Origin of the sequence: Sphingomonas sp. (assembly GCF_042091075.1) — a bacterium.
In the GTDB taxonomy this organism is placed as follows: domain Bacteria; phylum Pseudomonadota; class Alphaproteobacteria; order Sphingomonadales; family Sphingomonadaceae; genus Sphingomonas.
Genome location: NZ_JBELIE010000102.1, coordinates 1 through 12,071, shown reverse-complemented (window position 1 = coordinate 12,071; position 12,071 = coordinate 1). Strand labels below are relative to the sequence as shown.

Genomic DNA, 12,071 nt, shown 5'->3' with positions numbered 1-12,071 from the left:
ATCCCTAGAGGGGCGTCCCGGGCGACGGCCCGTACACGCCGGACCACTTGCGCGCGGGCGCGGCCGCACCGGGGCCGCCCCGGGGCCGCGGCGCCACCGGGCGACGCGGCCCTTTTTCTTGGGTGCGTGCCGATCATGAAAAAGCCGCCCGACCGCGAGGGCGCGGCGGACGGCAAGGCAGGCGGCGGAGTGGCGGTCAGGAGGGAACAGCTCCCTCCTGACCGGTCACGTCAGAAGCTGAGGCGAACGCCGGCGTAGAAACGGCGGCCGAGCGGATCATAGGCCGAGGTGTACGTGTCCTGGCCGGCATCCGCGCCGATATCAGCCAGATAAGGCGGCTTGTTATCGAGCAGGTTGTAGCCGCCGACGTAGAATTCGAACTGATCGTTGGCGCGGAAACGGATTTGCGAGTCGAGATAGAATTGCGGCCGCACGCGATACAGCGGATTGCTCCCCGGAACCGCCCCAGTCAGCTGGTCATCAAGGCTCGCCTGGCTAAGCCAGGTGCCCGTCATCGTCAGTCCCACGCCTTCGACATCATACGAGCCGTTGATCGTGAAGCGATCACGCGACGCGCCAATCTCTCCGGCGAAATAGTCGCGATCCGCCCCTGGCAGGGGGACGACATAGCCCGAGATCAGGTGCCTATACGAACCACGCAGGCCCAGATCGCCGACCAGCCCGATATCGGCGAGGTTCTGGCGCCATGTGACGGTCGTATCGATTCCCTGTGTCTTCACACCGCCGCTGTTGAGGTAGCTGGTGGTCAGCTGATCGATCGAACCGGCGTCGTTCGGTCCGATATTGGCCGGACGGCGCGTGATGCGATTGCAATAATCCTGATTCCCCGCCTGATAGCATTGGTTCAGGATATATTGCAGCGGCGTCTGCACGATCGCATCCCGGATCCGGATGTTGAAATAGTCGACCGTCACGACGAGGTTGCGCAGGGCGCGGATCGAACGCGGCGCGATCACCACGCCGGCGGTGAACGAATCGCCCTTTTCTTCCTGAAGCAACGGATTGCCCGATTCAAAGCTGGTCACGCCCTGAATGTCGGCCTGCGTCGGGGTGTAGCTGCCGTTTGCAGCGATGTTCGTCGCCACACCCGGCGCGGCGCGACATTGTGTGCCAAGCGTCCCGCCGGTGGTGGCGGTGACGCCGATGCAGGGATCGCTGACGCTCGGGAAGTTCTGTTGCGGCGCCTGGAACAGCTCATTGATGTTCGGGGCGCGAACCGAGCGTGCCTGCATGACACGGAAGCGAATGTCCTCCACAGGCGCCCATTCGCCGCCGTAATTGTAGCTGACCGTCGTACCGATCGTATTATAGTCCGACACCCGGACCGCGCCACGCACCGTCAGTGCATGGAAGAATGGGCGATCCTGGATCAACGGCGCGATGACCTCGCCGAACCCTTCCCAAAGATGGAAGCTGCCGCGGGTCGAGGGCAGGGCGTTGTTGCCGTTCAAGCCCTGCTGCGTCAGCAAATCGAAGTCGCTCCGGCTGGTTTCCCGGCGATATTCGGTGCCGACGCTGAACCCGATCGGATCGGCGCCGAACAGCGAGAACAGCTTGCCCGATACGTTTCCGCCGAAGACAGTCTGGGACAGCTTGACCGCAAGCGTCGTCGGCGCCGCGAGGTAGGGTTCGGCGTTGGCCAGCGTGCCCGCGCCATAGATGTTGGCGGGAATGCACCCTGCCGCCCGCGCAGCCGGATCAGCGCACACGATCTGTCCGGTCGCCGGGTCGCGATAGGAATTCAGCGCCTGGAAGAAATTGTTGGTGTTGAACTGACCGGTGCCGGACTGATGCTCGACCGTCTGGCCGTAGATGCCGTAGACTTCGTAATTGAAGCGATCTTCAGCAAAGGAGCCGTTCGCACCGCCGGCGACCCGGAACAGGTCGCGTTCGACCGAACTGGTGCGATTACCGAAATCGGCAAGCCGGCGATCGAAATAGATGTCACGCAGGCCATCGCCATCGGTGTCGGTCGCTGCGTTGAAGATCGCGTCCGGCACGTAGGGATTACGATAGGTGACGCCGTTTACGACCGTCTGGATCGGGATCTGGCCGGTGTTGCGCGGATTGCCGAAGGTCGAATCGAGCGGATAGGGCTCGATGACCGTGCTGACCTTCGTCTTGGCGTAATTGCCTTCGAGGAAGAGGTTCAGCGCGGGCGCCACCTCGAAATTCGCGCGTCCGGCACCGACGAACCGTTCGACCGGCACCGCGAGATAGCGGAAAGCGGACCGGTTGAAGCCATCGGGGCCGGCGGCGCTGCCATCGGCATTGACGCAGCCCCCGGTTCCGTTGGTCGACACGCAATCACGCAATGCGCCGTCCTGGCCGTACGTGAACACCGAATCACCGGCGTAATAACGGCCTTGCGGCGCGAAACCCGACAGATAGGGGCGCTGTGGCGTGAACAGCTCCGCGTCGTTGCCGGTCACGTAAGCGCCGCGGCTGGTCGAATCCACCGCACTGGACCCGCCCTCGGTCTCGCGGTCACGCTTCAGAACGGTGCCCTGCTTGGAATAGCCACCGAACAACATGATGTTGCCGCGACCATCGGCGAAATTCTTGCCGGCGAGGACATTGAACTGCCTGTCGAAACCATCACCACGTTCGGAGATGCCGAGCTGGCCGTCGACCTGCAGACCGTCGAAATCAGTCTTGTAGATCATGTTCACCACGCCCGCGACGGCGTCGGAACCATAGACCGCGGAGGCACCGCCCGTCAGCGTATCGACGCGCTGCAGGAACTGGGTGGGGATGACGTTAAGATCCACTGCGGCCGAGCCGGGGACGCCCGACACGAACCGACGGCCATTGACCAGGACGAGCGTGCGATCCTCGCCCAGGTTGCGCAGGTTCACCGTTGCCACGCCCGCGCCCTGGGTCGCAAAGCTGGAGTTGGTGCGGCTGATGCCGGGGGCGCCGAAGGCGGGATTCTGCAGCAGCAGATCCTGCACGTTGATGACGCCGGCCTGGCGGATCTGCTCCGCGCTCGTCACCTGCAGGGGCGACGCCGATGTGGCGGCGGGGGACTGGATCCGCGAACCAGTGACGACGATGTCGCCGGCCGGCTCGTCTCCCCGCGCGGACGGCGTCGCGGGCGTGGCGGCGGGATCATTGGCCGACTGCGTCGTGCCGGCTTCGACCGTGGCATTCTGCCCCGAGGTGTTCTGCGCCAGGGCCGCAGGCGATGCTAGCGTCAACCCGGTGAGCAGGGACGTCGCCAACAGGCGACCGCGATAAACTGACATAATGATGCCCTCTCTGAACACGCGCTCCAACAGGTCATGTTATCTGACCTATGCGTTGGGCGCATTCCTATGCCGGAGAGAGCGCACGGGGAAAGTTCTCGGCATCACCATGAGAGTCATTTATTCCAATTGTGACAATTGGGTAACAGCCTGCAACACGCCGTCGCCGGCGGGGATCCGGCTGCTGCGAGCGACTTGTGGCTGATCGCACCGCCCCCTAGACAATATCGATGCGTTCCCGATCCGCGATCCCGTCGTCATGACCCTCTCGACCGGCGCGGCCGTGGCGGCGGGGGTGGTGCTGCTGCTGTTGATCGTGGCGGGGGCGGCGCTCGTGTATGTCGGATTGCGGGCGCGGGCGGACGCGCGGGGAGCGGTTGAGGCGCGTAACGCGCTCGACGCGCTGCTCGTCAACGCACCGATGCAGCCGATCGTGATCCGGCCGGATGGCCGCATCGATATGGCGCAGCGCGTCGCCGACTGGCTGGGGCTGGGCAATGTGCCGTCCTATCTGCAGGAACTGAACGCCGCGGGCTGGGGCATCGGCAGCGCCGATGCGCAGGCGCTGGCGCATGATGTGGCGGTCTGCCAGCGTTCCGCGCGTGATTTCCTGCGCACGGTGCATACCCGCGATGGTGCGCGCACGCTGACCGCCAAGGGCGAGCGGCGCGGCGATGCGGTGATCGTGTGGTTCTATGACTCCACCACCACCGAGGGCGAAATGCACCGGCTGCGGACCGAATGCAGCGGCCTGAGCGAGGCGTTCGAAGCACTGACCGGCTTGATCGAGGCGGCGCCGGTGCCGCTATGGTATCGGGACCCGGATTTGCGGCTCGCGATGGTCAATTCGGCGTATGTCGCGGCAGTCGAGGGGAGCGATGCCGCTGAAGTGGTCGGTCGCGGGCTGGAATTGGTCGAGGAATCGGGGCACGGCGGCCCCACCGCCGGCGCCGCGCTGGCACTGCGCGAGGGCAAGCCGCAGCAGCGTGTCCTGCCCGCCACGATCGCTGGCGCGCGCCGTTCGCTGCTGATCCATGACGTGCCGCTGCCGGTCGGCGGAGTGGCGGGCTATGCGATCGACGTCGAGGATGTCGAACAGGCGCATGTGCGCGAACGCCGTTTCGCCGATGCGCAGCGCGCGATGCTCGACCGGCTCTCGGCGGGGGTGGCGCAGTTCGCCCGCGATCGCAGCCTCGTCTTCTGCAACCAGCCGTTTCGCCGCATGTTCGCGATGCGGCGCGAATGGCTGTCGGACCGCCCCGAGTTCGATCGTATCCTGGAACGGATGCGCGAGGCCAATCGCGTTCCCGAGGTGCGCGACTTCCCCGGGTGGAAGCGGGAACGCCGCGGCTGGTTCGTCCAGGCCGAAGGCGCGATCGAGGAAAATTGGCATCTGCCGGGCGGCACGCATCTGCGCGTCGTTGCCCAGCCGCTGCCCGATGGCGGCTTGCTCGTCATCTTCGAGGATCGCACCGAACAGGTGCAACTGGCCAGCGCACGCGACACGCTGCTGCGCGTGCGGACCGCGACGTTCGACAATCTGTTCGAGGCGCTCGGCGTCTTTTCGGCGGATGGCCGGCTGCAATTATGGAACAACCGCTTTCGTGCGCTGTGGGATTTCGAGGAGGAATTCCTCAGCGCGCATCCCCGCGTCGATGCGATCGCGGAGCGGGTGGCGGACAAATTGTCGAACCCCAGGCGCGCACGCCAGATCGCCGAATTGGTGCGCGCCGCGACCGCCGACCGGCAGCAGCGCGCCGGGCATATCGCGCTGGCGGACGGGCGCCATTTCGAATTTGCCGCGGTGCCGCTGCCGGACGGCAACGCACTGTTCACGTTGCTGGACATCACCGACAGCCGCCGGATGGAACAGGCGTTGCGCGACCGCAACGATGCGCTGGAGGCGGCGGACCGGATCAAGACCGCGTTCGTCGCCAACATGAGCTATGAACTGCGGACGCCGTTGACCTCGATCAGCGGGTTCGCGGAGATGCTGCACGGTGGATATGCCGGAGAGCTGTCGCCCGATGCGATCGGCTATCTCGACGCGATCCTCGACTCGGTCGAGCGGCTGGGCCTGTTGATCGACGACGTGCTGGATCTCACTTCCACCGGTACCGGCGCCAGGCCGCTGGAAAAGGCGGATATGGATGTCGGCGCGGTGGCGCGTGCCGCATCCGATGCGGTACGGGGATCGGCGCAGCGCCACCATGTCGATCTGGTGATCGAAATACAGCGATCGGCGGGCCGGTTGACCGGCGATCCGCGGCGCATTCGCGAGGTGATCGAACATCTGTTGCGTCACGCCGTTGGGGCGTCACCGGAAAAGGGCCGGGTGCTGCTGCATGTCGACGGCAATGCCGGTTGCGCGCGGATCGTCGTGTCCGACGACGGGGGCGGCATGTCGGCGGAAACCGCGGCGCACGCCTTCGATCGCTTCGCGCAGGATGGCATCTCGGCGGGGAGCGAGCGGGCGCTGGGCCTTGGCCTGCCGCTCGCCCGGCAGTTCGTGGAAGCGCATGGGGGCACGATCCAGCTGGTCAGCGAGCCGGGACAGGGCACGCTGATCACCGTCGAGCTGCCGCGACGGTGACCGGCGGGTGGACGGGCGAGATCATGCTCGCCGATCTCGCGGCGACGCAAGCGCTCGGCGCGCGGCTGGCGGCGGTGCTGCGGGCGGGCGACGTGGTGACGCTGGCTGGCGGGCTCGGCGCGGGCAAGACCAGCTTCGCGCGGGGCGTGCTCGCCGCACTGGGGCTGGAGGAAGAAGCGCCGTCGCCCACCTTCGCGATCGTCCAGCCCTATGACGTGCCCGACGTGCGGCTGCCGGTGCTGCACGTCGATCTCTATCGGCTCGATTCGCCCGGCGACCTGCTCGAACTGGGGCTCGACGAGGCACGCTATGACAGTGCGTTGCTGATCGAATGGGCGGAGCGGGCCGGGCCGGGGCGTTGGCGTGATGCGCTGGCGCTCGACCTTGCCGTCCTGCCGGATGGCGCGCGCCGCTTGACATGGTCGGCGCCCGCGGCATGGGAAGCGCGATGGCCACCCCGATGACCCGGTCGTCCCCGTCGATTCCGGCGGGGGCGGAAGAATTCCTCCATTCGCATGGCTGGGCCGACGCCCGGATCGAGCCGCTTGCGGGCGACGCATCGTTCCGGCGCTACTTCCGCGTTCACCTCGAAGGGGGGCGGGCGATCCTGATGGATGCGCCGCCGCCGCATGAGGATCCGCGCCCGTTCGTCGAAGTCGCCCGCTGGTTGACCGATCGCGCCTTCACCGCGCCGACGATCCATGCGCTCGATCTGGAGCGCGGCTTCGTGCTGTTGCAGGATTTCGGCGATGCCCGGATGCGCGAGGCGATTGACGACGATCCGGCGGTCACGCTGCCGCTATACGAGGCGGCGGTCGACCTGCTCGTCGCGCTGCGTGCGCATCCGCCGGGGGAACTGCGTCGCTACGATCGCGCCGAATTGCAGCGTGAGGCGGCGTTGCTGACCGAATGGTATTGTCCCGCCGTTGGCGTCGCGGTCGATGTCGAGGGTTATGCCGCCGCGTGGGACGCGGTGCTGGGGCGTGCCGATGCGCAAGTGCCGGTGACCGTGCTGCGCGACTATCACGCCGAGAATCTGATGCTGATCGGGCCGGAGCGGACGCTGGGCCTGCTCGATTTCCAGGACGCTTTGGCGGGGCACCCGGCCTATGACCTGGTATCGCTGCTGCAGGATGCGCGCCGCGATGTCGACCCGACGCTGGAGGAGTTGATGCTGACGCGCTATCGCGCCGCGACGGGGGAGGGCGATGCGTTCATGGACGCCTATCACGTGCTCGGCGCGCAGCGGAACGCGAAGATCATCGGCATCTTCACCCGGCTGTGGCGACGCGATGGCAAGCAGCGCTATCCCGGCCTGTGCCCGCGCGTATGGAGCTATCTCGAGCGTGACCTGAGCCATTCCGCGCTGGCGCCGGTGGCCCGCTGGTTCGCCGCCAACCTGCCGCCCGAATGGCGCGGCGATCCCATGGTCATCGCCGCCGCAAAGGGTTTGTCATGAGCCGTCCACGCTATATCCGCCCCGATCCCGGCGGGGCGGTGCCGCGCACCGCGATGGTGATGGCGGCGGGGATCGGCAAGCGGATGCGACCACTGACCGCGACCCGCCCGAAGCCGCTGGTCGAGGTGAAGGGGCGGACGCTGCTCGATCACACTTTCGATCGGCTGCGTGCCGCGGGCGTGGCGCGCGCGGTGGTGAACGTACATTATCTCGCCGACGCGCTGGAGGCTCACCTGCGCCATCGTGTCCATGGTATCGAGGTGATCGTCTCGGACGAGCGCGAACAACTCATGGAAACCGGCGGCGGGCTTGCGAAGGCACTGCCGCTGCTGGGGGAGGACCCGTTCCTCGTCGTCAACAGCGACAATCTCTGGCTCGATGGCCCGACCGACGCGATCCGCATGCTCGCGGCACGCTGGGACGATGCGCTGATGGACGCGCTGCTGCTGCTGATCCCCTATGCGCGGGCACATAACCATAGCGGGCAGGGGGATTTCCACCTCGACGCCGCCGGGCGGATCACGGGCCGGCGCAAGCCGGGGCGGGTGGCGCCGTTCGTTTTCACGGGAGTGCAGATCGTATCGCCAAGGCTGATCCGCGATGCGCCCAGCGGTCCTTTCTCGACCAACGTGTTCTGGAGCCGCGCGATCGCGGAAGGGCGCGCGTTCGGGCTGGTGCACCAGGGCTTCTGGTCGGAAGTGAACGAGCCCGGTGCGATCGCGCGGACCGAGGCGCTGCTCGCCGATGGCTGAGGGCCGCCCGCGGCTCTACACGATCCCGGCGCATCGCGCCTTCGCCGACTCGCTCGTCGCAGGGTTGATGCGGCGCCACGCCGGGCGTGATCCCCTCGCGCTGGCACGCGGCGTGGTGCTGGTGCCGAACAATCGCGGGGCGATGGCGATCAGCGAGGCGTTCGTCCGCGCCAGCGGCGGCGCGCTGCTGTTGCCGCGTATCGTCGCGATCGGGGCGGGCGATCTGGAGGCGGCGGTGGGCGCGGCGCTCGATCCCGCCGACGCGGCGCCGCCGCTGCCGCCGGCGATCGACCCGTTGCAGCGACGCATGATCCTGGCCCGGCTGGTCGAGGAGGAGCGCGCCGCCAGCGGTCGTCCGATCGACGCGGCGGAGGCGGTGCGGCTCGCCGGCGATCTCGCCGCGACGATGGACCAGTTGATCGTCGAAGGCATCGATCCGCAACGGCTGGCGACGATCGATCCGGGCGAGGGCCTGTCGCACCATTGGGAGAGCGCGCTGGCGGCGTTCCGGATCGTGATCGACCGCTGGCCTGCCGAGCGTGCGCGGCTGGGCGGGATCGAGGCGTCCGCGCGCCGCGTTGCGTTGCTCGATCGGCAGGCCGAACGCTGGAGAGACGCTCCCCCCGCCGGGTTCGTCTGTGCGGCGGGGATCACCGATCCTGCGCCCGCAGTGGCGCGGCTGCTGCGCACCGTTGCCGGCTTGCCGCAGGGAATGGTGGTCTTCGCGGACATCGACCTGGCCATGCCGGACGAGGAATGGGAAGCGCTTGGACCGTTCGCGCCGGACCCGGCAACCGCGCTGACCCGCCGCGCGATCGAGGTGCATCCGCAATTCCATCTCAAACTGCTGCTCGACCGGATCGGCGTGGCGCGTGGTGAAGTGTCACGGTGGGCCGACGCGAGCGAGCATGACGCACCGGCCCCGCGCGGACGCGCGATCGCCAATGCATTGACCCCCGCCGCCTTCACCGCGAAATGGACGCGGCTCGATGCCAGCGAACGGCGGCTGAGCGGGGTGGAGGCCGTCGAGCTGGCCAATCCCGCCGAAGAGGCACAGGCGATCGCGCTGATGCTGCGCGGCGCGCTGGAAGAGGATGCGCGGACCGCCGCACTCGTCACTCCCGACCGGATGCTCGCGCGGCGCGTCGCGGCGCACTGCCGGCGCTGGGGGATCGAGGTCGACGACAGCGCCGGGCGCCCCCTCTCGATCCTGCCGCCGGGCACGTTGCTGACCGCGATCGTCGAGGCGGCGGCGCAGGATTTCGCGCCGATGGCGCTGCTGACGTTGCTCAAGCATCCGCTGGTGCGCGCGGGCGATGCGCGCGGGGCGTGGCTGGAGGGGGTGCGGCGGCTCGATCTCGCGCTGCGCGGGCCGCGACCGGCGCCTGGGCTGGAGGGAATCGACCGCCATCTGGAGGCCGAGCGCCCGCCCGACGGCGGCCGGCGCGCGCGCGCGCGCGCGTGGTGGGCGGCGGAGCGCGGCCTGCTGGCGCCGATCGCGGGGATGTCGGACAATGGGACGGCCTCACTGGCGACGCTGGTCGCGCGTTTGCGCGATGCCGCCCAACTGCTTGCCGGCGACGAGGCGTGGCGAGGCCCGGCGGGGCGCGCCGCGGCGGATCTGCTCACCGCGCTGGAGGCGCAGGCGCCGCTCGGGCCGCGGTGTCCCGGGGCGGCCGGCTTCGCGCCGCTGCTGCGTTTGTTGATGAACGACATCGCGGTCCGCACGCTGCCACGCCAGCGTGATCCACGCCTGGCGATCTACGGCCTGATGGAAGCGCGCCTGCAGTCAGCCGATCTGATGATTTTGGGCGGGCTGAACGAGGGAACATGGCCGGGCATTCCAGCGCCGGACCCGTGGCTCGCGCCCCGGATCCGTGCGGAACTGGGGTTGCCGGGCCTCGAACGGTCGATCGGGGTGGCCGCGCACGATTTCGCACAGGCGCTGGGCGCGCCGCGCGTGATCCTGACGCGCAGCCGTCGAGACGCGCGCGCGCCGGCGCTGGCCTCTCGTTTCTGGTTGCGGCTGGAGGCGATGGCGGGCGAACGCTTCCCGCGCGCGCCGTGGTGGCATGACTGGGCCCGCGCCCTCGATCGCACCGATGTGCCGACCCCGGCCGAGCGGCCCGCACCGCTGCCCCCGCCGGCATGGCGACCACGGCACATTTCGGTCACCGAGGTGGACCGGCTGAAAGCGGATCCATTCGCTTTCTATGCCCGTCGCATCCTGGGCCTGACCGCGCTGGATGCGGTGGATGCCGATCCCAGCGCGGCGTGGCGCGGCACCGCGGTGCACGCGGTGCTCGAAGCCTGGGCGAGGGAGGATGCCTGCGATGCGGACCGGCTGTTGCCGCGCGCGCTGACGCTGTTGCGCGATCCGGCGGCACATCCCCTGCTTCGCGCCCTATGGCAGCCGCGCCTGATCGCTGCGTTCGAGTGGATCGCGGCGCGCACGCTGGCGGACCGCGCGGCTGGCCGGCAGGTGCTGGCGGTGGAGGGGCGCGGGGAGGCGACGCTCTCGGGCATTCGCCTGACCGGCCGGTTCGATCGGATCGATCGGATGGCCGACGGCGGGCTGGGGATCGTCGATTACAAGACGGGCAAGGCGCCCTCGGTCGCGGCGGTACGTGGGGGCTTCAACCTGCAACTCGGGCTGCTCGGCGCGATCGCGGAGGACGGCGGTTTTCCCGGCATCGCTGGGCAGGCGACCGCGTTCGAATATTGGTCGCTCGCGAAGAAGGGCGATACGTTCGGTTCGGTTGCGAGCCCGGCCGATCCGGCGGGCAAAGGGGGCCGGATCGTTACAGCCGATTTCGTCCGCGCGGCACGCGATAGTTTCGCTGAAGCGGCGGCGCGCTGGCTTTCGGGGGACGAGCCGTTCACCGCGAAGCTACATCCTGAATTCGCGCCCTATGCCGAATATGATCAGTTGATGCGGCGCGACGAATGGTATGGCCGGGATCGATAGCATCACCGGCAGCGCGAACGATCGCGTCACGCTCGCTTGATCAGGAAAGGCGCCCGGACCGGATGGTCCGGACGCCCCCATTGGCGCCTCGAAAGGGAGCAAAGAGGCGCCAATTCCGCTGGCAGCGGCCCTTGATCAGGCGGCCTGCGCCGCGTCGGCGGTCTTGTCCTCGACCGCGGCGAGCGGAGCCCCGGTCTTGATCGCGATCGTCTTCGGCTTCATCGCCTCCGGCACCTCGCGAACCAGATCGATCACCAGCAGGCCATCGTTGAGCCGTGCGTCCTCCACGAACACGAAGTCGGCCAGCTCGAACCGCCGCTCGAAGCTGCGGTTGGCGATACCGAGGTGGAGGAAGTTGCCGTTCTCGGCCCTGTCGTCCTTCTTGCCGGCCACGATCAGCATATTTTGCTGAGCGGTGATCTCGATTTCGTCACGGCTGAAACCTGCGATGGCCAGCGTGATTCGATAACGATCCTCGGCAAGACGCTCCAGGTTGAACGGCGGATAATTCTCGGTCGTGCCGCGCGCGTTCGCTTCGATCATATCGAACAGACGATCGAAACCGATCGTCGAGCGGCGGTACGGGGTCAGGTCGAAACGCATCTCAAATCCTCCAATGAGCTATTTGACGCGAGCGTCCGGTGTTCCGCGACGCCCTGTTTTTGTGCAGCCCGTCCAGCAGCGCCGCACCTCCGAAAGATGGGCGCCGGATGAAGCGTTTCAAGGGGGCACTAAAGTCCTACTTGTTTGATGGGTGTTAGGTGTCTGCGTCATGATGGCTGGCAGTAAAAGAAGCAAAGGGGCCTACTGCCGATGTCCGTGACGCTCGCACTTCTTCTGGCGCAGGCCAGCACTGTCGTCCCAGCCCCAGCCCCAGCCCCAGCCCCAGCCCCAGCCTCAGCCCAAACCCCAACCTCGCCGAGCGCGCAGCAGCCGGAAGAGGAACAGCCGGTTCAGACGAATGACAACGGTCGCCTGGGACCGGCGCAGCAGGGCAGCGGCGATATCGTCGTCACCGCGCGGCGGCGCA

General features: G+C 67.8%; 7 protein-coding genes. 5 read left to right on the top strand and 2 right to left on the bottom strand.

The window, feature by feature from the left end; genetic code table 11:
- Positions 1 to 230 precede the first annotated feature (230 nt).
- The gene (locus tag ACFDSW_RS10965; protein WP_375250329.1) at positions 231 to 3,245 is read right to left on the bottom strand and encodes a TonB-dependent receptor domain-containing protein; all 3,015 of its coding nucleotides are present in this window, start codon (positions 3,243 to 3,245) and stop codon (positions 231 to 233) included.
- A gap of 283 nt (positions 3,246 to 3,528) precedes the next feature.
- Here ACFDSW_RS10965 and ACFDSW_RS10960 point away from each other — a divergent pair, with 283 nt between their 5' ends.
- The 5 genes from ACFDSW_RS10960 to addB are packed head-to-tail and all read left to right on the top strand — an operon-like array spanning position 3,529 to position 11,041.
- Complete coding sequence (locus ACFDSW_RS10960) at positions 3,529 to 5,862, top strand: PAS-domain containing protein (RefSeq protein WP_375250328.1); 2,334 nt, start codon at positions 3,529 to 3,531, stop codon at positions 5,860 to 5,862.
- Between the two features lie 23 nt (positions 5,863 to 5,885).
- Positions 5,886 to 6,326, top strand: a complete 441-nt coding sequence (gene tsaE / locus ACFDSW_RS10955) for a tRNA (adenosine(37)-N6)-threonylcarbamoyltransferase complex ATPase subunit type 1 TsaE (protein ID WP_375250330.1) — start codon at positions 5,886 to 5,888, stop codon at positions 6,324 to 6,326.
- Entirely contained in the window at positions 6,323 to 7,321 is a 999-nt protein-coding gene (locus tag ACFDSW_RS10950) for an aminoglycoside phosphotransferase family protein (RefSeq protein ID WP_375250327.1), read from the top strand. Before tsaE ends, ACFDSW_RS10950 begins: the two co-directional genes overlap by 4 nt.
- Positions 7,318 to 8,073 (top strand): nucleotidyltransferase family protein, encoded by a 756-nt coding sequence (locus ACFDSW_RS10945; protein ID WP_375250326.1) that lies wholly within the window; start codon positions 7,318 to 7,320, stop codon positions 8,071 to 8,073. Before ACFDSW_RS10950 ends, ACFDSW_RS10945 begins: the two co-directional genes overlap by 4 nt.
- Positions 8,066 to 11,041 carry a double-strand break repair protein AddB gene (addB, locus tag ACFDSW_RS10940; RefSeq protein WP_375250325.1) on the top strand — a complete coding sequence of 992 codons (2,976 nt, stop codon included), beginning with the start codon at positions 8,066 to 8,068 and terminating at the stop codon, positions 11,039 to 11,041. The genes ACFDSW_RS10945 and addB overlap by 8 nt, the downstream gene beginning before the upstream one ends.
- Before the next feature lie 135 nt (positions 11,042 to 11,176).
- Here the strand turns inward: addB and ACFDSW_RS10935 are convergent, their stop codons facing one another.
- Positions 11,177 to 11,644, bottom strand: a complete 468-nt coding sequence (locus ACFDSW_RS10935; RefSeq protein ID WP_375250324.1) for an Hsp20 family protein — start codon at positions 11,642 to 11,644, stop codon at positions 11,177 to 11,179.
- Positions 11,645 to 12,071: the final 427 nt, after the last annotated feature.

Excerpts from the sequence above, each read along its gene's own strand:
- ACFDSW_RS10960 (WP_375250328.1), top strand. The coding sequence starts at position 3,529 with ATGACCCTCTCGACCGGCGCGGCCGTGGCGGCGGGGGTGGTGCTGCTG.
- addB (WP_375250325.1), top strand. The coding sequence starts at position 8,066 with ATGGCTGAGGGCCGCCCGCGGCTCTACACGATCCCGGCGCATCGCGCC.
- ACFDSW_RS10945 (WP_375250326.1), top strand. The coding sequence starts at position 7,318 with ATGAGCCGTCCACGCTATATCCGCCCCGATCCCGGCGGGGCGGTGCCG.
- ACFDSW_RS10950 (WP_375250327.1), top strand. The coding sequence starts at position 6,323 with ATGACCCGGTCGTCCCCGTCGATTCCGGCGGGGGCGGAAGAATTCCTC.
- ACFDSW_RS10935 (WP_375250324.1), bottom strand. The coding sequence starts at position 11,644 with ATGCGTTTCGACCTGACCCCGTACCGCCGCTCGACGATCGGTTTCGAT.
- tsaE (WP_375250330.1), top strand. The coding sequence starts at position 5,886 with ATGCTCGCCGATCTCGCGGCGACGCAAGCGCTCGGCGCGCGGCTGGCG.